Below are 21,457 nucleotides of genomic sequence, written 5' to 3'. Positions count from 1 at the left end.
AAGTCTTTTCCTTCGCGCACATGCGCTATATTCTCGATGCTCACGGAGCCGACAAACGACGATCTCTCAACACCCATGTGAGGAAAGCTTACACATGATGCCTCCATTGGGTGCGCTGAGATTCCTCGAAGCGGCAGCCCGGCTGGAAAGCTTCTCCCGGGCCGCGGATGAGCTAAACGTCACCCACGCGGCCGTCAGTCACCAAATCAGACAGCTCGAGGAATGGTTTGGACGCCCGCTTTTCCTTCGGAAGACACGTGGCGTTAAGCTGGCTCCAGATGTTGAGCAACTGGCGGCTGTTCTTACTGCGAGTCTTGCGCGCATCTCGGCGGAGGTAGATTTGTTGAAGCTCCGGACCAAGTCCGAGATTACCGTCGCCTGCATACCATCAATCGCAACGCGTTGGGTTATTCCCGCACTCGGCAATTTTCTGTCACTGCGTCCGGACATTACGGTCAGGGTGGTATATGCGATGGCCGAGCAACGGCTTCGAGAGACCGGTTGCGACGTGCTGATAACGCTAGGAGCGGACACATCAGATGGCGTTACGTCTGAGCGCCTCTTCTCGCGCGTAAATCGACCTGTGGCAAGCCCTCGCTACCTGGAGCGCGAAGGCCTAGTGATGAACGACCAGGACATTGCCACAGCTGATCTTCTGCACGATGAAAAGGTCAGCCATTGGCAGGAATGGTTCCGTCAGGCTGGATTGTCAGCCGCCGGCGCAGACCGCGGCCCCGTTTTCCAGGACTTCAATCTTCTCGCGACGGCGGCAATCGCCGGACACGGCGTGGCGCTTTGCCCAGTCGAGGTTTGCCGGAGGGAAATCGAGAATGGAGACTTGATCGTGCTATCGACCGTTTCCGTTCTTGACGACGAAAGCTACTTTTTGATCAGCAAAGAAGGGCGGTCAAAATCCGCGACTATCTTTTGCAACTGGTTTCAAAACCTAATAGCGGTGCAACCTATCGTATGAAACCATGTCATTGGGCTATATCGCGGCTGGCTGAGAACCACTGTCGCTGTGCGGCTGTTCTCTAACATGCGTTGGTCACCGGACTCGCGCTCAAGTTTCGGCTAGACACGACAATCGCATCATTCAGAGACCTACCGATGTCCTCGAGAACGACGACACCCACATTCCTCGCTGTTGATCGATCTCGCGCCTTTAGCGCATCATGAGTTTCGTTTAAGGCTTTCGCCAATATATCACGAGACTGGACCAGCCTGTCCTCCGGAATTGGATGAAACAGATCGTCCAGCGCCACGGTAATTGCCTCTTCGAAGTTGTGATTGGCGGACGCAAGGCCAACTACTGCGAAAAACTCAAACCGCGCTTCACGCAACTTCGCTCCGTCAGCGCTCCCATCAAGCTTCTCAGCTATATCGCGGAAAGTGGAAAGATGCGCGGGGGAGCGACGGTCGCACGCGTAATCTAAGGCGGCAAGAAATGTCGCCTGGAGGTACTCCAGCATTCTCCAAGCGCCTCCAGGATCCCGCGTGAGGTGACGGCGCGCTATCTCATCCAGCATGGAGCTGGAGGTAACGAATGTCCCTCCTTTTGCTCCACGTCGTGAAACGACGTAGTCACCTTCTTCCAGGACACCAATTGCTTCCCGCAAGGTTACCCTGGAAATGCCGAGCGTTTCTGACAATACGCGTTCGGCAGGAAGCTGCTCATTTGGGTGCAGCCGACCGATGTGAATCTGCCGCCTGATGAACCGGACTGCGGCGCCGTGAAACGGCATCTGTTCTAGTTGGCGTCCCGACCAGAACATCTCAAATTGCCGTGAACGTATTGTCGACCGGAATCTCGGCCCCGTTGATGAAACCCGAATCCTCGGAGGCCAGGAAGAGCGCTACCCGTGCCACTTCCTCTGGCTCGCACATGCGTCCCTGCAAAGCGGCAATATCTCGTTCAGAGGCGTTGATTCCGAGTTTTCGGAGCTGCTCCATTTCAACTTCCCCGTGTTTCGTCCGCACGAATCCGGGGCAAATGGCATTTGCCCTAATTCCCTTGTCCCGGAACTCCACCGCTACTGCGCGCGTGAACTGCGTCACGGCTGCCTTGGAACTACAGTAGATCGTCTCCATCGGTGTTGCCGTTGATCCTGATACCGAAGAGGTATTGACGAATACGCCACGCCCCTGCCGCAACATGTCCGGCAGCACCGCCTGGGTCATTAGGAACACGCTTCTCAAGTTGTTGTTGAGGACGAACTCGTAGTCGGTTTCGGAGAACTCAAGCAGTGGCTTCACGATAATTGCGCCCGCCTGATTGTGCACGATGTCGATTCTTTGAAATCGAGATCTGGCTGTATCGGCGACGCGGCTGACATCTTCGGCTTTCGAAACATCAGCGTGAACGAACACAAAGCGCTCGTCACTCACCAGACGCGCCAAGCTTTCGCCTGCCGCTAGGTCCAGATCAGCGCCCACGACACTGGCGCCTGCTTCAAGGAACAACTTCACGGCTGCGCGACCACATCCGTTCGCGGCACCTGTGATGATTGCTACCTGGTTCTCAAGCGCGCGCTTCTGCATCTTAACCTTGGAAATGAGAGCCTCACACATGCAATATCAAGAGCGGACAGTGACGTCCAGAACCGACAGCTTAGCGTTCCAATGCTTCGCATACCACCGCCGCAATATCGATATCTGCGTCAACGGGACCGCCTGAAACACCGACCGCGCCAACACAAGCTCCTCCACGAAACAAAGGAACGCCGCCTCCGAACACCACAAAGGGCCGGGATGGGTTCGCTGCGACGAGGCTGTAGAATTCGCCTCCCGGCTGAGAATCCTGCAGCAGGTCGGTCGTCTTGGTTCGGAAGGCGGCCGCTGTGTAAGCCTTTCCGATGGCGACTTCAACTCCGCCGAACGCTGCATCTGGCGAACGGCAGAACGCAATCAAGTTGCCGCCCGCATCACATACCGCAATGCTCGATGGCTCCTTTAGTTTTTCGGCACGTTCGAGCCCGGCTTTCACGGCGTTGAGTAGCTCTTCCGTTGAATATTCTGACATCGTGTCCTCTACAAACTATCGACAGATTTAGCTAAGGTGTGTTTTTAGCGCCATTCTTTCTTGCAGAAATCCCCAAGTTGGCGCACTCGAGAAGATCATAGCGTGGCTTTTTTGGCGAAGGACGGATCTCGCGAGAAATAGCTGCAACCGCCTTTCGACAACCAGAAAAGGAGACGCAGGACCTCAACTTCCTCGACTTTCCAAATGTCGGACGCTTGATCTTCCCGGCTAGAAGCGGTCAGGCGATATCCAATAGGTTTTGACAGTGACGCGAATTGACGCTGGATCGGCCGCAACCCCATAATGGTATTTATTGTGTACCAATTTGAAGGCATTTGCAAGAATGCGTTCGATTAGAGTTTTGCGCGCGTACTTGAACATGGGGATGGAGGAGCATGGACGCCGATTTCGAAGGAGAACAGATAAGGTAGGCGGCACTCGACAGCGGCAGGTTCTCAATATCAGCTCGAGAGGGTCGGATGCGGAATTTTCGACATCGATACTCGCTGAGAGGACTACAATAAGGCGAAGCTTATGGGGAAGTGCGGAGGTGGCTTGGTTTGCTCATGCCCTAAGCCTTGAGCCTTCGGCAATCTCACCCCATTGTTGGAAGGACTCTGCCGCGGTTCAGGATTGCATACGGATCGACCGCAAACTTGATCGCTCTCATGAGCGCAAGCTCGTCCGCAGATCGACTATAGATCAACTTGTCTAATTTCTTGACCCCGATGCCATGCTCGGCGGAGATGCTTCCCCTGCATTGCTGAACGGCGCTATAAAGCGCTGTTTCGAATGGCGCAGTGTCTTGCTCCGGATCGCCGGGATAAGCGGCGATGTGCAAGTTGCCGTCGCCCAGATGCCCGTATACGACGATCCGGCCATCGGGAAGTGTTCGCAAGGCAGAGCTCTCAAGTGCCTCGACATAGGCGGAAAGCCGATCTAGCGGGATTCCTACGTCGTAATGAAGCTCCTTCGGCGCGCACCGATGGTATTCATAGTTTACTTCGCGGTATTGCCAGAACCGACGTCGGTCGGCTTCCGATTGCGCGATAAGAGCATCGTGGAGCAATCCCTCTTCCAGCATTTCGAAAAGGGTGCTCTCGAACAGTGATCGCGCGTCCTCCTCTAATCCCAAGGCGGCTTCAATGAGCAACGTCACGGTTGGGGCTGAGCCAAAGGGAGCCGTCAACAAACCCCAATGCTCCCCGGCCTCCATATAGTTGCGCCACATGCCCTCGAAGGTGACAAGCTTTCCATCAAACCTTTCCTGCAGCCGGCGGCAGACCGCTAAGGCATTTTCAACGGAACGTACTGCGCACAGGCCAGTCAGTACCGGCTTGGGCGTTGGCATGAGCCGAAGGCAGATACGGGTGATAACGGCCAATGTTCCTTCGCTGCCTGCCACCAGTTGTGGCCAGTCGTATCCGGTATTGTTCTTTAGAACCTTGTTCATCGCATTGACAATCGTCCCGTCAGCAAGCACTGCCTCGATCCCTATGACCTGCTGCCGGGTCATGCCATATCGCAACACCTGCACCCCGCCAGCGTTGGTCGCGACATTTCCTCCAATGGTGCAAGTTCCCCGCGCACCAAGATCCACGCCGTAGAAAAGTCCAGCTTGCGCGGCCGCCATCTGGACCTGCTCCAAGGTGGCACCTGCTTGGACGGTCATGGTCCGGTTTACGATATCGATCTCTTCGATCTCGGACATGCGGTCCATTGCAATCGCAATTTCATTGGACCGCGGATGCGCACCACCAACCAATCCAGTCAGTCCACCCTGTATGACAATCGGCCACCGGCCAGCACTGCAAAGGCGCAGTGTGGCAGATACGTCCGGGGCAGAGGTGGGACGCACGAGCGCGATCGGCATTGTAGGCGGCAGGAGAGATGCGTCCGAAAAGTATTTCGCGGGAATCTCCTCCCCAACAAAAAACTTGTCTTTCCCCAGTTGCTCACGGAGAGCCTTGACCAGATCCATTTGAAGTCTCCGACTCGTGGCCGACAACACCGCTGCTGCTCACAGATGCTGCGCCGGTGATGTGCTCGGAACCGCGAGATGTTGCTGGATCCGCGTTACGGTGAAATCGATGATCTGAACGATGATCACGTAGACAACGCCGACGACGAGGAGCGGTGTGAGCGGATCGAGGTAGACCTTTCCATGGATGGTCGGCCCCCCCATCAGGTCATGGACTGTAATTACGCTGGTGATCGCCGAGGCCTTTAGAACTGCCACGGTTTCGTTTCCCAGACTGCCCAAAATCGAACGCAGTGCAATTGGGGCATGGACCCTGAAAAAGGCGCGCCGCCGTGTCATTCCGACCGCAGCGGCCGCCTCAAGCATGCCGCGGGGCACCATCTTCAGGCCACCTCTCATCATCTCTCCGAGATAGGCGGCGTTGTTTATGCTGAGGACGAACACCGCAGTTCGGAACGGTGAACTAAGAATGAGATCCCAGAGCGGGCTTGCTCGAACCCAGGCAATACGTGGCAGACCATAGTAGGCAAGGAACAGCAAGATAAGGAGCGGAACACCCCGGAAGATGAAGATATACGCCTTGGCAAACAACCGTACTCCTCGGCCGCCATATTCATGCATTGCTGCGAGCGCGCCACCCAAAAGAAAGCCAAGGCCCATGCTGAGAACTGTGAGCGCGACGGTGATGAAAAACCCGTTTACGACTGCCGTCCAGAAAGCTGGCGCTTCAAGAATCGCAAAATTAAACATCGGTCACCCTCCCTGCACCTTTGATTCCAAACGGTGTTGGATCAGCCCCGATATTGCAGAGATCGCCAGATACATTACTGCAGCAATCATGTAGCAAATCAGGGGTTCGCGGGTTGAGCCAGCGATGATGCTGGTCGACCGGCTGAGTTCCTGAACGCCTATAAGTGATGCCAGGGCCGATATCTTGAGCAAAACGAGGAAGAGGTTGCCCAGCGCCGGGGTTGCTGATCGCAGCACCAGAGGCACCACGATGCGCCGACGAACTTGAAAGCGTGTCATGCCGATCGCCGCGCCTGCCTCAGAATAGCCCTTCGGCAACACAGAAATCCAGTCTTTGAAGATAACCGCAGCGTAGGAACCAAACTGGATTGAGAGTGCGGCGATAGCCGCAATCGTCGGATTCGCGCCTCCAAATCTGAGACCAACAAGCGATCCGATGCTGCCGAGGAGAATGTTGGAACCGTAAAAGACGATGAAGATGACCATCACCTCGGGCAGTCCTCGAAACATATTGATATAAGCCGCCCCAAACAGGGCCGTCGGTCTGCTGGGAGACAGGCTGGCGAATGCAACCGCCAATCCGATCAAGACGCAGATCGGAAAGGCGATCGCAGACAACCCCAGCGTCAGAGCAGCACCCTTCAGCCAGAAGCTCATATATGGCGCAGGGATCTCAATCATTGCTCGTCACCTTGCGCTTTATACATCACTGCGTTGTGAGCTTGGTGTTCAGATACTTAAGACCCAGTTCGTCAAGCTTGCCTGATGCGATGACCGCGTCCAATCCCTTGTTGATTTTCGCAACGAGGTCGGCCGATCCCTTGCGGAAGAACCAGCCCCTGCCCTCTCCGACGAACTTCTTGTCGAAGCTCGGCTCGGCTGCGAGCTTGTATTTTCCGGTGCTCACGAACTGCTGCTGAAGTTGCAGGCTATCGTTCTGGAATGCCGCGATGCGGCCGGCATCGAGATCGAGTACGGCTGCGTCAGGATTGTCGTACCCCTGGATCTGAGCGTCATCGCCAAGGGTCGCTTTGATGTAGTCGTAATACGACTGCGTCCCCACGATCGTGCCGATCGGCTGTCCTTTCAGACCGTCGAGGCCCTTGGAAATATCGGCGCTTTCCGAAACGAGAAAAGCATATCCAACCTTGTAGATGATGCGAGTGGCGTCATACTTCTCAAGACGAGGCGCCGTTTCGGTGACCGTCGTCCCGATCATGTCGATGGTCCCCGTCTCCAAAGCCGTCCAGATACCATCCCAAGGAACATTTGAGATTTCGCAGGTGATCTTAGCATCGGCGCACACCGCCTTGGTCAGATCGACTTCAAGACCTGCCAACTCGCCGTTTGCGTCGACATATGCGAAAGGCTTGTAGGCCGCATCGATTCCGACCTTGACGACTTCGTCGGCCCTCGCCGACGAGATTGCTACTACGCTTGCTCCAGCGATAATGAACGCAGCCGATAGTGTTTGGATCATTCTCATTTTCATTCCCCTTGTGTTTGGTTGATTATGATCTGTACCTCTTCAGGAATGCTGCAAGGGCAGGTGATCTCGGTGCTCCGAGCACGTCATCGGGCTTCCCTCTTTCCTCGATATTGCCCCCCTGGAGGTAGACAACCTCCGAAGAGACTTCTCGGGCAAAGTGCATTTCGTGCGTGACGATCACCATCGTCCGCCCTTCCAAGGCCAGGTTCTGCATCACCCGCAGCACTTCGCCGACGAGTTCTGGATCCAGAGCCGAAGTCGGCTCGTCGAAAAGGAGGATCTCGGGCTCCATGGCAAGAGCGCGTGCAATTGCTACGCGCTGTTGCTGGCCGCCTGACAATTGAGCCGGATAGTGGCGGCTTCTTTCTGCTAGGCCGACTTTGTTCAGATAGCCTTCCGCACGATCCCGAGCTTCCGCCTTTGAAATTCCGAGGACCTGTACTGGTCCCTCCATGACGTTTTCGATCGCGGTTCGGTGCGGCCACAGATTGAAGCTTTGGAAGACCATTCCCACCTTCCTGCGGAGGCCAACCAAGTCGGCAATCTGCCGTCGGGAGCGCTTCCCACCGTTTACAGCAGGAAAGATTGAGCCGTTGAGGACGATTTCGCCTTGGCTGGGCTCTTCCAGGAAGTTGATGCAGCGGATAAGTGTACTTTTCCCCGAGCCGGAGCTTCCAATCAAAGTAAGAATGTCGCCCTTGTTTGCGGCAAGATCGACGCCCTTCAGCACCTCCAGAGACCCGAAGGACTTCCTAAGATTTCGGACCGCCATCAAGTATTGGCTGCGTTCCGCTTGCTCTGACTTCATCATTGGGCTTCCAACCTTGTTCTGCACAATCGGGTTGATAGGTACCCGGACGGACGATCGCGGCTCCACGCATTGCGGACTGGCTAAGACGGTATCTGGATGGCGCTTCCTCTATGCTAGATGCTTGAGCAAAGAAGCGCTCAGAACAATTGACTCTTTAGTACGAAATGTGAGTTTTATTTGCCTTTCCTCGAATGGCCAACGATTGCCGATGCGATAGCCGGCCTAGGATAGTCCGCAATTTAGGGCGGGGCCTGGATCGTGGTTCGTGGCGATAAATTCCCGGGAAACCAATGCAAGAATGGTAGTCCAAGTACGACGGTGCACAATGATGCTCTCAAAGCAGATAGTCTTTTGACGACGGCGTTGCGCAGCACCAGGCTGTTTCGTTTGCAAGGCAGGAATCCATTTGTCAGATTGATTCAACTGTCAGCTCCTGCGTCGCCTCATGTCAAAGCTGCGTCCCCTCCCACAAAACCAGCCTCAACTAATTATCGGCCATTGCCGCCTCAACCATCCTCCCCGGGGAGGATGGTTGAGCATCATGCTCCTGCGTACATGGTCTGATCGCGGGTGTTCGGAGGAGAAGCGATATTGCAGGGAAGTGCGGAAGCGGATGAAAAAGTCCATGTAGAACGTGGCGATTCTGTCGGCGTCGACGCGATCAGACTCATGGACCTTCACAAGAAATTCGGCGCGTTGCATGTTCTGAAAGGTGTTTCACTTTCGGCAAAGCAAGGTGATGTCGTCGCGATTATCGGCGGCAGCGGTTCGGGCAAGTCGACGATGCTCCGTTGCATAAATTGCCTGGAGACGCCGTCAGACGGCCGCATCGTTATCAATGGTGAGGAAGTGCGCCTGAAACGAGCCCACCAAGGGCTCGTTCCGGCCGATGCGGCGCAGATGAGACGCATTCGCTCCCGGCTGGCCATGGTCTTCCAGAGCTTCAACCTTTGGAGCCATATGTCATTGCTCGAAAACGTCGTTCTGGCGCCTGTTTCGGTTCTGGGAATGGGCAGGAATGAGGCGATCGAACGGGCGGAGCAATTGCTCGATCGCGTCGGCCTCAAGGAGAAGAAGGATGTGTATCCGGCTTTCCTGTCCGGCGGCCAACAGCAGCGCGGGGCAATCGCCCGAGCGTTGGCTGTCGATCCAAAAGTGATGCTTTTTGATGAGCCAACATCAGCGCTCGACCCGGAATTGGTCGGCGAGGTGTTGAAAGTCATTGGTGATCTCGCGCGAGAAGGCCGCACCATGCTTCTTGTCACCCACGAAATGAAATTTGCGCGCCAGGTGGCCAGTCATGTCGTGTTTCTTCACCAAGGCCTCATCGAAGAGGAAGGGCCGCCGGAGACCATATTCGAGGCTCCGAAATCCGAGCGACTGAAGAAGTTCCTCGCAAAAGTCGGATAACTGCCGCCTCGCCTTCCACGGCCAAAAATAGGATCGCCCATGCAACCGTCACTCTTCGATCTTCTGGCAATCAGTCCACCGGGTTGGGGTGGACCGATGCTATGGGCACTCGTTGCATCGCTTCAAATCGCGGTGGGCGCTTTCACCTTGGGTTTGACGCTGGGCATATTTGGCGCAACAGCAAAGATCTATGGAGGACCGGTCGCTCGCGATATCCTTGATCTGTACACAACGATTGTCCGGGCCGTTCCAGAACTGGTCCTGATTCTCATTCTCTACTATGGCGGGACGATTAGCTTGAATGCAGGCCTGGAAGCTCTTGGCTATCCACCGATCGACATCAATGGACTGGCTGCCGGCATCATCGTTCTAGGGTTCGTACAGGGCGCTTATGCCACGGAGATCATCCGCGGCGCGATCCTGGCGGTGCCGCACGGCGAGGTCGAGGCCGCCCGGTCTTTCGGAATGACATCGTCCGCAGTTTTCAGAAAGATAACGGCGCCCGCCATGCTGCCACACGCACTGCCGGGCTTATCCAACCTTTGGCTGATGGCCACCAAGGACACGGCTCTGCTCGCTGTCGTCGGTTTCCAGGAGTTGACGTTGCAAACTCGCCAGGCCGCGGGGTCGACGAAGGCATATTTCACGTTTTTCATCGCCGCGGGCGCATTGTATCTGATCATCACACTCGTATCGGGCGTCCTCTTTTCTCTCGCCGAGAAAAGGGCACGGCATGGTATCCGGTCGGCGGGAGCAAGCAGATGACCATTGTTTCTCCCTCCACTGATCATGGGTCCCGAACGAACAAATTTTTCCTTCATTACGTGGCATTCTGGATCTTGGTTGCGGCGCTGGTCGTCGTTGCCTGCACTACGCTGCAGTGGGAATGGGTTACTGTATACTGGCAACTGCTCCTTCGTGGGCTTTGGACCACGATCTGGCTCCTGGCAGTCACATTTAGCCTAGGATTTGCCTTGGCCGTCTTGCTAGGTCTTGCAAGAAATTCGGGGCAGCTTTGGCTCTCCTTACCGGCACAAGCTTACTGTACAATCATTCGTGGGACGCCTCTCCTCCTTCAGTTGTGGCTACTATACTACGGTCTTGGTTCGCTTTTTCCGCAGTTCCCCGAAATACGACAGTCCGAACTTTGGATTTATCTCAGGCAAGCGTGGCCGTATGCTGTGGTTGCTCTTACCCTCTCCTGTGCCGGCTATATGGGCGAAGTCATGCGGGGTGCACTGGCAAATGTGCCCTCGGGTCAGATGGAAGCCGCCAAAGCATTCGGTTTAAAGAGATCGACGACGTTCTGGCGTATCCATTTGTCGCAGGCCGTTTACCGGGCCCTTCCTACGATTTCTGGTGAGGCAATCCTGCAGCTCAAAGCCACGCCTTTGGTCGCAACGATTAGCGTCGTCGACATCTTCTCAGTTGCGACCCGAATTCGCCAGGAAACCTACATCACCTACGAGCCCCTACTTTTCGTCGCCTGCGTCTACATGGGCATAACAGCTGTAATCGTCCTTGCATTCAGACTGATCGAGCGTCGCGTTCCTCGTCGCATAGGCTGATCATTGTCTTCCGGAGACTCCTTATGAATCATTTCGACCTCGTCACGCGCATCCGCTCTCGCCAGACCACTTTCGGGATCTGGATGAGCATTCCACATCCGATTGTGGCTGAGACGCTGGCTCATACCGGTGCAGACTTCTTGCTCGTTGACGGAGAGCACGCCCCTATCCCGCCCGATACCCTGATGCAGATCCTCCCGGCGACCGAGCGGCATGGAATGCCAGTGATCTATCGGGTGCAAGGGAAGAGCCCTGAACTAATAAAAGGGGCACTCGACCACGGTGTCGCCGGTGTGATGGTCCCGATGATCAACTCGGAAGCAGAGGCGAGGAAGGCCGTGAGCTCTGCAAAGTATCCGCCGTTGGGAACACGCGGTTTCGGAGCGTGGCGCGCCTCGAACTATTATTACGACCAGGCTTCCTATCTTCAACATGCTGACAACGAAACACTTGTGGTTCTTCAGATCGAAAGCCGCGAGGCCGTGGCGGATATTGACAAGATTTCAAGCGTAACGGGTGTCGACGTGCTCTACGTGGGCCCTGCCGACTTGTCTCTTTCGCTTGGATTGCGGCCCGGTGAACTTCACCCCGAACTCCTTGCCGCCTGCAAACAGGTGGCGGACGCTGCGAAACAAAGTGGCGTGATTGCGGGCATTGACGTGGCGGCTCTGGAGTTCGTCCCAACGTTCCGTGCGCTGGGCTTCACGTTGTTCACCTACGGGGCTGACGCCGGGTTCGTGATCGAAGGCGGACGCGCCGCTATGTCAGCTGCGCGGGGTCTATGCGATTAGCCGATCCACTATGCTCGCCAATACCCCGTTGTGGTCAACCAACGAGATGAAGCTAGTACACTGCTTTAGCAGTCGAAGCCGCTGGAGGCGAAAATCCGGTCTGTCGCAATATATCGGGTTCATTCGGCGGCGAAAATTTCGTGTTCATGCTTAATGAGATGCCTCGGGCCATGATCAATTTGCTAAGGCCATAGCGCCCCAACTGTACCGCCCGTCCCATGACTTCAATGACGAAGCGATCGCATGAGGCGTATCGTTTTTGTTCGAACTTTTCGGCCTACGGCCCTCATTCAGCAGCCAAACCCAGGCCCCGCAAACGACAAGAATTGATGCCAGACCCGACCTGATCCAATTTCCCCAAAGGAATCGGCTCAGCATAGGGAGACGCCCGCGAAATGCCAAATGAAGTCAACGTCGCTGGATAATCGCTCTACCAGCTCGTTTGACCGCGAAGTCGTCCGGCAGGGTCAAAGGGCGCGAGAATTCGCGCTAGCCGCAATTTATGCCATTTGTCTTTAGTGACAAAACGGCACTTGATATATTTTTGATCCGGCCTGCAACGGCAGCGATGCAATTGCCACCGGCAGCCAAAGCAGAGCGCTCCCGTTCATTCGCCTGCGTTTCACGAAAGACAACTAGAAGTTCGAGATAACCGTTCTCGAACACGATCGTGTGGTTAGCAGCACCCATGTGCGAGCTATGCAGCCCCATCAAAGAGAGCGTGAACCCCAGGCGGCGAAAGTGTTCCGCGGACCAGTCTAGCGACGACACCAGCAATACAATGTGGTCGATGCCTTCAACCGGATGCGTCATCCAAACCTCTCACCACCAGACAATCAGTCGCGGAAGAGAACTAGGCAATTGCCCCTTCAATTCATCTCCTCCTCGGGGAGGATGGAAAGCCGGGTCACGATCAGAAACGATGAACCCTCTTTCCAAAACAAATGGGGAATCAAAATGAAGAATCTAGGTACGCTCATCGCCGCCGCGGCGGTAACTCTCGCCACCTCTGGCCTCGCATACGGGCAGGATTACAAGGTGGGTGTCGCGGCAGAACCCTTCCCTCCATTCTTTGCACCGGATGCGGATGGCACGTTCTCCGGCTGGGAGATCGATTTTATCAAGGCGGTCTGCGACCAGGAAAAGCTGGAGTGCACGATCACGCCCGTGACTTGGGACGGCATCATCCCCGCATTGCAGGCAAAGAAGATCGATATGATCGTCAGTTCGATGTCCATCACCGAACAGCGCAGAAAGATCATCGACTTTTCGGACAAGTACTACGACTCTCCGATCGGCATCGTCGGTGTGAAAGATCAGGCGTTCGGCGTGACGCCCGAAGACATGAAAGACAAGATCGTCGGCGTCCCCTCGGCATCCACGCATTCCGAATTCGCCAAGAAGCATTTCACGGAAGCAGCTGAGGTCAAAGAATATCAGACCGTCGACGAGGCGTTGCAGGACCTTGGCGCTGGTCGCGTCGATGCGGTTCTGTCCGACCGGATCGGGCTTGAGGAGTTTCTCAAGACCGGTCCGGGCGCTTGCTGCGAACTCAAAGGCGAGGTCACACCGGATACGGCGATCTATGGTCCTGGCGTCGGTGTTGGCATTCGAAAGGAAGATGCTGATCTCAAGGCGAAAATCAACGAAGGCATCAAAACGATTCGCGCAGATGGCACATACGACAAGATCACGAAGAAGTACTTCTCCTTCAGCATCTACAAAGAGTAGCCGTGTAGCGCACGCCGGCAATTTCTTGAATCGGGCTTAGATGGGTGATGCGATGGTGGTCGATCTTGGTTCTCACGCGGATGACTTGGTGGCCATTCGACGTGACCTTCACGCCCACCCCGAGCTTGGTCTTGCAGAGATCAGGACCTCAGACCTGATCTCTCGAGAACTCGACAGGCTTGGCTTCAAAGTCCATCGCGGTCTCGCGAAAACCGGGGTCGTCGGTACGCTCAGCAGAGGTAGCAGCCGGCGCGCGATCGCATTGCGAGCAGATATAGATGCATTGCCCATCAATGAGGAAACCGCAGTCGCCTATAAAAGCACCACACCGGGCATAATGCATGCCTGTGGCCATGATGGCCATACGGCAATGCTGCTTGGCGCGGCCCGTTTGATTGCCGAACGAGGTAATATAGATGGCACCGTACACCTGATCTTTCAGCCCGCCGAAGAGAACTTCGGCGGGGCTCGCATGATGGTCGAGGAGGGTCTCTTCGACCGCTTCGTGTGTGATGCCGTCTTCGGTATGCACAATGCACCGCATCACCCATTCGGACGATTTGCGACCCGTCCTGGCGCCGTTTGCGCTGCGGTCGACGAAGTTTTCATCACCGTCGAAGGTATGGGCGGCCACGGTGCAGAGCCTCAGACAACCGCCGATCCTATTGTCTGTGGGGCGAGCATCGTGACAGCCTTGCAGTCAATTGTCTCACGTAACATCAGCCCAAATGCTTCTGCCGTGGTGACCGTCGGGGCGTTTAACGCCGGTTCCGCCAGCCACATCATTCCCTCGTCAGCAAAACTGATCCTGGGCATCCGCTCCTTCGATCCCGACGTCCGCATGGAGGTAGAGCGGCGGATACGGTTGATCGTTGCTTTGCAGGCCGAAAGCTTTGGGATGCGGGCGTCAATCGACTACATCCCGTTTTATGACGCTACAATCAATCACGCGGAGCAGACCGCGTTCCTAACCTCAGTTGCACAGCGCGCCCTTGGACACGAAAACGTCCTCGAACTTGAATCCCCGTGGATGGCCAGCGAAGACTTCGGCTACATGCTCAAGGCTTGTCCGGGTGCATATTTCTTCCTGGGAAGCGCCGAGACGGCCACCACCCGTCCCCTCCACCATCCGGGGTATGACTTTAACGATCGACTTCTTCCCATCGGCGTTTCACTATGGACGGAGCTTGTTGAGGCCTATCTCTCGAATCGCAGTGATCCCACCCTTTTCCGCGCATGACGGTGTCAGCTTGGTTTGTCCTGGCGCTATTGACCTTTCCAAACCGGCGCACGCTTCTCTACGAACGCCTTCGCACCTTCGAGGAAATCCTCGGAGCCACTCATCCGCTCATACATTGTAAGCCCACTCTTGCCTGGCTTCGTTATCGCAAGGGCCTCGGCCGTGGGCATCGTCTCTATGCGGCCCATGACTTCCTTCATTGCCTGCAATGCAAGCGGCGCCCCCAGGCTTATATTGCTCGCAAGATCCATAGCCGCCCCGCGCAAGCCTGCACTGTCGTGAACGGAGGCGACAAGGCCCCACTGATGGGCCTCTGTCGCGAACATACGCCGACCGGTCAGCAGCATGTCCTTCGCGACATTGTACGGTATGCGTTTCGGCAAACGCTGTATCGCACCGCTATCGGCGAGAAATCCCCGCTGCATCTCCGGCAGCTCGAAATAGGCATGGTCAGCAGCAACGATCAGATCGCATGCCAAGGCGATCTCAAACCCACCCCCGACGGCCACGCCGTTGACCGCGGCGATCACCGGCTTGAGGAGGTCATGATATTCAGTGATGCCGGCAAAACCTCCGTCGCCGTGACCGGTAGCCGCCTCTTGATCGAGCGACGGATCGAATCCCGACGCGGCAACATCCTTGAGGTCCCACCCGGCAGAAAAGACGCGGGCTCCTGTCCCGATAATGACGCCGACGCTAAGGTCGCCGTCCTCTTGGAGCATCTTAAGTGCCCCATGAATTGCGCGGCTCATCTCGCGGTTAATCGCGTTGACCGGCGGTCGGTTCAACGTGATTTCGAGAACCTTGCCGACGCGCCGGGTGAGGACGATCGGATCAAGCATATGGTGACCTCCGCTTTATCGACAACTGCGGCTGCACTTCACCAGGCCCTGCCACCAAACTGGCGAAACGCGCAGTGATCGTATCCGAAAAATTTGCGGCCCGACGGGCGACCGTATCGAAACAGAGGTTCAGTGTCTCGACCGTGCAGGCGAGATGACCACCACTTTGAATATGATGAACCAGATGAAAGCGCTTGGCATCGTAAGCCGCGAGAATCGTGCGTATTTCGACTGACATGCCGAGCCGGAGTTCGGTCAAGTAGCGGACGTAGGTTTCGGTCATGACGAATTCGAGCGATTGACCTGTGTCCTCCGTCCCTTTAGCACTCTTCCAGGCCGACATGCTCGCTTCGTCAGCAACGCGCTGATAGGCGAGGAAATTGACATGATCGAGCTCATCGAGCCAGTCTGGCGTGACGACACCTTCCCAGGCTGTAAACCAGCTCACAACGCGGTTTCCTCGGGGCTCAACCTCGCATGCTCCAGTGCCTTGCGAATGCCGGCAACGCCCGCATTTCTTAAGTGCACAAGACCTGCCTGTCCCCTATTGCCGATACCCCTAACGACTTCATCGGCGTATTTGCGCATCAGGGTCTTGTCTGGTTGGAAGCTTGCGGGCGCGGTGTAGCCGCTTTCCATTTCGTGAGCGAGCAGATCGACGAATTCGCCGTAGAGCGACGGATCCCGAGCCCCAAGGAAGAAGACCGAGGACGGACCCATGACGGCCCAGCGGATTGCCGGACCGGCAGCAATGGCCCTGTCGATCGATTCCAAGTCTGCTATTCCTTCTGACATCAGGTACAGTACTTCCCGCAGGACGGCGAACTGGATGCGATTGCCGATATAGCCGTCGATTTCGCGTTCGAGTTCGACGACTTCACAGCCTGAGGATCGATAGAACGTCGTCGCAATGTCGGCCGCACGTCTCGCCGTCGCCCCGCCTGCGATCTCGACGAGCGGAACGAGAAAGGGTGGGTTGAAGGGATGGCCGATGATGACTCGATCAGGGCGCTTCGCCCGACTGCGCAAGTTCTCTGCGAGAAATCCCGATGAACTCGACGCGATGACGACGTCATCTCTGACGAGAGAGTCGATCTCAGCTATGAGACCAATCTTTGCCTCTACCTCCTCGGTGGCACTTTCCTGAACGAAGTCCGTGTCGGCCAGCGCCTCTTTTAGATCGGTGGTGAACCTGACCCGCGATGGTGAAGCGCCATCCGCCAAGCCGAGCGCGTTCAGCGTGGGCATCGCCCTTTCGATGGTCGACACGAGGAAGTCCTGGCGCTCAGCCGACTGATCGTGAACCACGACGTCGAGGCCCGCGCGCATGAAGTGAGCCGCCCAACCTGCGCCAATAAGACCGCCGCCGACGCATGTCACCTTGGTTATGTTTCGGGTCATACAGTTTCTCCAATTCACATTTTGTCGGGGTTGCGCACGAGAAGAGCGTCGACAGCTGTCACACCGGCGGGCGTGGCGATAAGGGGATTGATGTCGATTGACGAGATGGCTTGGGAGTATTCAGCGATGAGACGCGAAATGGAGGCGACCGCACGCGCCACAGCAGATTGGTCGATACCGGCCTGCCCACGGTACGGCTCAAGAGTTGGAGCGATCTTGAGCGACTTCAACATGTCGAGTGCTTCGTCTTCCGTGACGGGCGCCAATGCGAATTGATGATCGGCCAGCAGTTCGGCTCTAACGCCACCGGCTGCCAGCATCACCATCGGGCCAGCGACAGGATCTATGAGCGCGCCAAGTGCCAATTCGACGCCCCCTTTGACCATGGCGGCCACAAGGACGCGTGGACCAATTCGATTCCTGAGATCGGTATATGCACGCTCGAGGGCTTGGACGTCCTTGATATCGAGAACGACGCCGGCGACCTCGGTCTTGTGATCAACTGCCGCTGCAGTCTTGAGGACAACCGGATAACCTATGGCATTCGCAGCGGCGATCGCCGCTTGAAGACTGTCTACTACCTTGTGGGTGACCGTGGGAATGCCGGCGGCCTCGACCAGCGCAAGCGTGGAGGCCTCGTCGGAAGGCGTGAGCTTTGCAAGCGCGACTTCGATGAGACTGCTCTCAGACGCATCGAACGACAGCGGATCGCAGTAGGCGCTTGCCTTCTGGTAGTGATGAAGCTGGCTCATGGCTTCAAATGATGTCTCGAGACCATCGAGCACGGGAACGTTTGCCCGTTCCAACTCCAGAACGCGATCGGAGACGAAATGTCGTGTCGAAAATCCGACGGCAAGCACGGGCTTCGGCCCACCGGCGAGCCTGATCAGGCCATCTGCTATCCGGGTGGAAAACGTGTCACTCATCGGGACGCCAAACTCCGTCACGACGACCCCAACGCTCGTATTTTCGTCATTTAACGCAATGGATAGGCAAGCGGCCACATGACCGGCGACATCCTTCTCCCCTGACCAAATATCGATTGGATTGACGGGATCCAACTCAGGAGCAAGGACAGCTCGCAACCTCTCCCCCGTAGCCCTGGAAAAGCGAGCGAGCGGCAGTTTCAATCGGCTGGCAGCATCGATGGCCAGGGCGCGTTGGGCGCCCGAGTCGGTGATGATTGCGACGCCCCGTTCAATCCTTATGCCTGAAGAGAACAGATGCAATGTGCACCAGAACTGATCGAGCGAAACACATTCCACCACGCGATAACGGCGGAAAATAGCTTCAAGAGGTGCCCTTGCTCCCGCCATTCGACCTGCATGTGTGGCAATCGCTTCGGCCGCCGCCCGCGTCTGGCCTGGCGCCAGAGCAACGACCGGCACTCCGCGCAATGCCGCCCTCGCCAAGGCATCTCCTAACCGCCTGCCGTCACCGGGATTTTCAAGATAGACGCCAATGACCCGAACTTCATGGGTCAACAAAGCGTGGTCGATCATGTCGACGATATCGACATCCAACTCACGGCCGAGATGAATCGTTGTGCTGAAGGCAAGTCGGGGATCAATAGAATTTGCATAGGAGAAGAGAGCGCCAGATTGAAGAATGAGGGCAATTCGTCCAGAGCGTTGGAACTCCGCCGGTGGCATCGCCCAGGTAGAGGCCTGCCGTCCAAGATAGTCGATATAGCCGATAGAGTTCGGACCTAGCAGGCACGCGCCCGCACCGCGCGTTATCGCCAAAAGTTGCTCGCGACCTTCCCTGTCGAGGTCGCCAATTACGTGAAGGGCGCGCGCACCGATTGCGATCGCGCTCATTGCATCATCGATGATGCGAGCGGGCCCACTTGCTATCACGCCAAGATCGATTTTTCCAGGAACAGAGCTCGCGTCGGCAAAGCAGGCAAGGCCTTCGATCTCATCGTACGAAGGCGTTATGGGGTAGATCCGAGCTGACCCGCCAAAGGCTTTCAGCGCCTTGACAACCTCGTATCCTGGCCGGCCCTCACGGCCACTCGCGCCGAACACTGCCACGGCGGATGGCGCGAAAAGCGGTGTAAGGTCCCGGGTCATGCCGTCTCCCTCTGCAAGGCTTCGGCAAGCCGACGAAGATGCCATTCGCCGTCGCCGTAATCGAGATCGATTGCCGTCAACCGAAGTAGATAGCGACCGAGCGGATAGTCCATCGTCATGCCGATAGCGCCGTGCATTTGCAGAGCTTCCTGCGCTACGCGACGGCCTACGCGACCAGCGTAGGTTTTCGCTCGGGAAACCGCCGTTTGGCGGCGGATAGCCGGCACCTGGGCTGACAAGCTCGAGAGGGCTTCATGCGTCAGCGACCAGGAGCATTCGACATCCGCATACATATCCACCATGCGGTGTTGCAGCGCCTGCATCTTCGCCAGAGGCACACCGAATTGCTCACGCGCCTTGAGATAGTCCACTGTCATTTCGAGCGAACGGCTCATGAGGCCACAGGCTTCAGCCAAAATGAGCGCCGTGCCTGCGTCTACGGCATACTCGATCGCCGCCATGGCATCTCCATCATCGATGCGGTTTTGCGCAGGGAGCAAGACATCATGGAATTCGATGTCCGCTAGACCCCGGCCGTCGCCAGAGCGAAAAGCGGAGCGCACAACACCCTCGGTCGTGTCAGCCACCCAAAACAGGCCTGGATGGTTCCCGACCATAGCGGAAACGAGAAACGCTTCGGCGATGTCGCCCCATCTCACCAGCGTCTTCTTGCCTCGAAGGATCCAATCGTCACCGCTCCTCTCGGCGATCGTTGAGGCCGGCCGTCTGCTCCAGCCGCGACCAGGCTCCGTCCAGGCGAGCACAGCACCGCCAACATTCGATGCGGCGGAGCCCAGCGCCGAGTTCTGTGGCTCGAACGAGGGAAAAAATTCGGCAATTGCTGCTGGCATGCAGAGTCTTTCGACATAGGGCGTGACCAGCGCATGTCGCCCAAGTGGCTCGAGCAGAAGAGCAGCATTGCCCAGGCCACCACCCATGCCACCGAACGATTGCGCAAGTGGCGCAGCGAGAATGCAGAGCTCCGCAAGCGCTGCAAGGGCTTGAGAGGCGCGCAAGCCTGTGGACGTGCTGCCATCGCCAAGGTCCGAGAGGCAGGCTAGAACGGCTTCCCGAACCAGCGTTTCGGTTTCATCCAATCCCAAATGACCGATCATAGACCCAGCACCCCCCGTGCGAGGATATTGCGCTGGATCTCGCTAGAACCGCCGTAGATCATGGTCTTGCGGTAGTTCATGTGCGCCTTGAGCGCGTGGCTGGCACCGGTAAATTCGTCTGAAACCAACTCTTTTTCAGAATTATCGATGCAGGCACTCACCCCAAGGAGATCGACCGCCGCGGCCAAGATCGCGTTTTGCACCTCCGTTCCTCGCAACTTGAGAAGCGCCGCTTCCGATCCAATGTCTTCCTTTGAATGAAACAGTAAGCGGAGTTCCGTCCTTTCCACGCTGCGGAGCGTCATCTCCAGTTCTACGAGCCGGCGGGCAACAATCGATTCATCTATCAATCTCTCGCCATTGACCCGCGTTCGGGCGCAGAAAGCCTTGAGGCGTTCCAAAGAGGCAAGGGAACGCGAAACTTCGGCATTCCCGAAGCGTTCGAATGTCAGCACGTTCTTGGCGATCTCCCAACCCGCACCCTCCTCGCCTACGCGCTGGCCCGCCGGGACCCGCACATCGTCAAAGAAGACCTGATTAATTTCAATTTCGGTGCCTTCAAAGGTAGGGATCGGCTGAACGGTGACTCCAGGGGTCTTGAGATCCAAAAGCAGAAATGTGATGCCCTGCTGCTTGCGGCCCGTTGAGTCCGTGCGGAAAATTCCAAACATCCAATCGGCAATATGACCTTCGCTGGTCCACATCTTGTGACCGTTGAGGATGTATTCGTCGCCAACGAGGTTGGCGCTGCATTTGATACTTGCCAGGTCGGAGCCGGCATTCGTTTCCGAGAAACCCTGGCACCAGAAAGTATCTCCTTCCAGAATTCCGGGGAGGAACCGCCGCTTTTGCTCGGGCGTGCCGTGGGCGATCAGCGCCGGCCCAAGCATGGTGACGCCGTAGATCATGGGGCGCGGCGCACCGGCTAGAGCAAACTCACGCTCCAGAATATAAAGCTCGACGTCTGTCAGGCCGGCGCCGCCATACTCTTTCGGCCATGCGGGGCACGCGAGACCATGCGTGCGCGTAATGCGATGCCACGTCCTTTGGTCATCCTTCGACAGGTCCATGCGTTCTTGATTGACCTGATCACGAATATGCGCTGGCAGATTTTCTGCCAGAAAGGCTCTTACATTTTGACGAAATGCCTGTGCGGCCGGTGTGGCCAATTCTCTGTCAAGTGCTTCCATCGCAAAGTTCTCCACCCGCCCCTTAGTAGCAGGTTCGATGG

Annotated in this window: 22 protein-coding genes; 7 read left to right on the top strand and 15 right to left on the bottom strand. The window is 56.6% G+C overall.

The genetic code is table 11. The annotated features are described in order from the left end of the window. Nucleotides 1-94 precede the first annotated feature (94 nt). Complete coding sequence (locus AC1RWL_RS00915; protein WP_493093666.1) at nt 95-973, top strand: LysR substrate-binding domain-containing protein; 879 nt, start codon at nt 95-97, stop codon at nt 971-973. A gap of 61 nt (nt 974-1,034) precedes the next feature. On the opposite strand, the gene AC1RWL_RS00910 is transcribed toward AC1RWL_RS00915, so the two are convergent. The 8 genes from AC1RWL_RS00910 to AC1RWL_RS00875 form a co-directional block, all read right to left on the bottom strand. Continuing rightward, on the bottom strand, nt 1,035-1,775 hold the full coding sequence (locus tag AC1RWL_RS00910) for a FadR/GntR family transcriptional regulator (RefSeq protein ID WP_493093667.1): 741 nt from the start codon (nt 1,773-1,775) through the stop codon (nt 1,035-1,037). Nucleotide 1,776: 1 nt separating this feature from the next. After that, a complete protein-coding gene (locus tag AC1RWL_RS00905; RefSeq protein ID WP_493093668.1) occupies nt 1,777-2,541 on the bottom strand; it encodes an SDR family NAD(P)-dependent oxidoreductase in 765 nt (254 codons plus the stop codon). Nucleotides 2,542-2,611: 70 nt separating this feature from the next. Further along, complete coding sequence (locus AC1RWL_RS00900) at nt 2,612-3,022, bottom strand: GlcG/HbpS family heme-binding protein (protein WP_493093669.1); 411 nt, start codon at nt 3,020-3,022, stop codon at nt 2,612-2,614. A gap of 595 nt (nt 3,023-3,617) precedes the next feature. Next, a complete protein-coding gene (locus AC1RWL_RS00895; RefSeq protein ID WP_493093670.1) occupies nt 3,618-5,003 on the bottom strand; it encodes an FAD-binding oxidoreductase in 1,386 nt (461 codons plus the stop codon). 39 nt (nt 5,004-5,042) lie between these two features. Beyond that, entirely contained in the window at nt 5,043-5,753 is a 711-nt protein-coding gene (locus AC1RWL_RS00890) for an ABC transporter permease subunit (protein ID WP_493093671.1), read from the bottom strand. 3 nt (nt 5,754-5,756) lie between these two features. Next, on the bottom strand, nt 5,757-6,434 hold the full coding sequence (locus AC1RWL_RS00885; RefSeq protein ID WP_493093672.1) for an amino acid ABC transporter permease: 678 nt from the start codon (nt 6,432-6,434) through the stop codon (nt 5,757-5,759). 25 nt (nt 6,435-6,459) lie between these two features. Next, entirely contained in the window at nt 6,460-7,233 is a 774-nt protein-coding gene (locus tag AC1RWL_RS00880) for a substrate-binding periplasmic protein (protein ID WP_493158185.1), read from the bottom strand. A gap of 31 nt (nt 7,234-7,264) precedes the next feature. Further along, nucleotides 7,265-8,050, bottom strand: coding sequence for an ATP-binding cassette domain-containing protein (locus AC1RWL_RS00875; protein WP_493093866.1), 786 nt, complete (start codon nt 8,048-8,050; stop codon nt 7,265-7,267). Between the two features lie 663 nt (nt 8,051-8,713). On the opposite strand from AC1RWL_RS00875, the gene AC1RWL_RS00870 reads away from it, so the two are divergent. The 4 genes from AC1RWL_RS00870 to AC1RWL_RS00855 are packed head-to-tail and all read left to right on the top strand — an operon-like array spanning nt 8,714 to nt 11,822. Further along, the gene (locus tag AC1RWL_RS00870; protein WP_493093867.1) at nt 8,714-9,463 is read left to right on the top strand and encodes an ABC transporter ATP-binding protein; all 750 of its coding nucleotides are present in this window, start codon (nt 8,714-8,716) and stop codon (nt 9,461-9,463) included. 39 nt (nt 9,464-9,502) lie between these two features. Further along, complete coding sequence (locus tag AC1RWL_RS00865; protein WP_493093674.1) at nt 9,503-10,228, top strand: ABC transporter permease; 726 nt, start codon at nt 9,503-9,505, stop codon at nt 10,226-10,228. Next, on the top strand, nt 10,225-11,031 hold the full coding sequence (locus AC1RWL_RS00860; protein WP_493093675.1) for an ABC transporter permease: 807 nt from the start codon (nt 10,225-10,227) through the stop codon (nt 11,029-11,031). Before AC1RWL_RS00865 ends, AC1RWL_RS00860 begins: the two co-directional genes overlap by 4 nt. A 23-nt stretch (nt 11,032-11,054) precedes the next feature. After that, nucleotides 11,055-11,822, top strand: a complete 768-nt coding sequence (locus tag AC1RWL_RS00855; protein ID WP_493093676.1) for an HpcH/HpaI aldolase family protein — start codon at nt 11,055-11,057, stop codon at nt 11,820-11,822. 489 nt (nt 11,823-12,311) lie between these two features. On the opposite strand, the gene AC1RWL_RS00850 is transcribed toward AC1RWL_RS00855, so the two are convergent. Then, a complete protein-coding gene (locus tag AC1RWL_RS00850; RefSeq protein WP_493093677.1) occupies nt 12,312-12,635 on the bottom strand; it encodes a VOC family protein in 324 nt (107 codons plus the stop codon). A 144-nt stretch (nt 12,636-12,779) separates the two neighbouring features. Here AC1RWL_RS00850 and AC1RWL_RS00845 point away from each other — a divergent pair, with 144 nt between their 5' ends. Together AC1RWL_RS00845 and AC1RWL_RS00840 are read left to right on the top strand one after the other, a co-directional pair. After that, nucleotides 12,780-13,553: a transporter substrate-binding domain-containing protein gene (locus tag AC1RWL_RS00845; protein ID WP_493093678.1), complete on the top strand. Its 774-nt coding sequence runs from the start codon at nt 12,780-12,782 to the stop codon at nt 13,551-13,553. A gap of 40 nt (nt 13,554-13,593) precedes the next feature. Further along, nucleotides 13,594-14,793, top strand: coding sequence for a M20 aminoacylase family protein (locus AC1RWL_RS00840; protein ID WP_493158183.1), 1,200 nt, complete (start codon nt 13,594-13,596; stop codon nt 14,791-14,793). 26 nt (nt 14,794-14,819) lie between these two features. Here the strand turns inward: AC1RWL_RS00840 and AC1RWL_RS00835 are convergent, their stop codons facing one another. The 6 genes from AC1RWL_RS00835 to AC1RWL_RS00810 are packed head-to-tail and all read right to left on the bottom strand — an operon-like array spanning nt 14,820 to nt 21,416. Next, nucleotides 14,820-15,635 carry an enoyl-CoA hydratase-related protein gene (locus AC1RWL_RS00835; RefSeq protein ID WP_493093680.1) on the bottom strand — a complete coding sequence of 272 codons (816 nt, stop codon included), beginning with the start codon at nt 15,633-15,635 and terminating at the stop codon, nt 14,820-14,822. Then, on the bottom strand, nt 15,628-16,083 hold the full coding sequence (locus AC1RWL_RS00830; RefSeq protein ID WP_493093681.1) for a thioesterase family protein: 456 nt from the start codon (nt 16,081-16,083) through the stop codon (nt 15,628-15,630). Before AC1RWL_RS00830 ends, AC1RWL_RS00835 begins: the two co-directional genes overlap by 8 nt. After that, entirely contained in the window at nt 16,080-17,036 is a 957-nt protein-coding gene (locus AC1RWL_RS00825) for a 3-hydroxyacyl-CoA dehydrogenase NAD-binding domain-containing protein (RefSeq protein ID WP_493093682.1), read from the bottom strand. The genes AC1RWL_RS00830 and AC1RWL_RS00825 overlap by 4 nt, the downstream gene beginning before the upstream one ends. A 14-nt stretch (nt 17,037-17,050) precedes the next feature. Next, nucleotides 17,051-19,111, bottom strand: coding sequence for an acetate--CoA ligase family protein (locus tag AC1RWL_RS00820; RefSeq protein ID WP_493093683.1), 2,061 nt, complete (start codon nt 19,109-19,111; stop codon nt 17,051-17,053). Then, a complete protein-coding gene (locus tag AC1RWL_RS00815) occupies nt 19,108-20,226 on the bottom strand; it encodes an acyl-CoA dehydrogenase family protein (protein WP_493093684.1) in 1,119 nt (372 codons plus the stop codon). The genes AC1RWL_RS00820 and AC1RWL_RS00815 overlap by 4 nt, the downstream gene beginning before the upstream one ends. Next, nucleotides 20,223-21,416, bottom strand: a complete 1,194-nt coding sequence (locus AC1RWL_RS00810; RefSeq protein WP_493093685.1) for an acyl-CoA dehydrogenase family protein — start codon at nt 21,414-21,416, stop codon at nt 20,223-20,225. The genes AC1RWL_RS00815 and AC1RWL_RS00810 overlap by 4 nt, the downstream gene beginning before the upstream one ends. Nucleotides 21,417-21,457: the final 41 nt, after the last annotated feature.

It is taken from the genome of Shinella sp. GW821-FHT10F02 (assembly GCF_058809275.1).
This window is presented reverse-complemented; position numbering and strand designations above follow the sequence as displayed.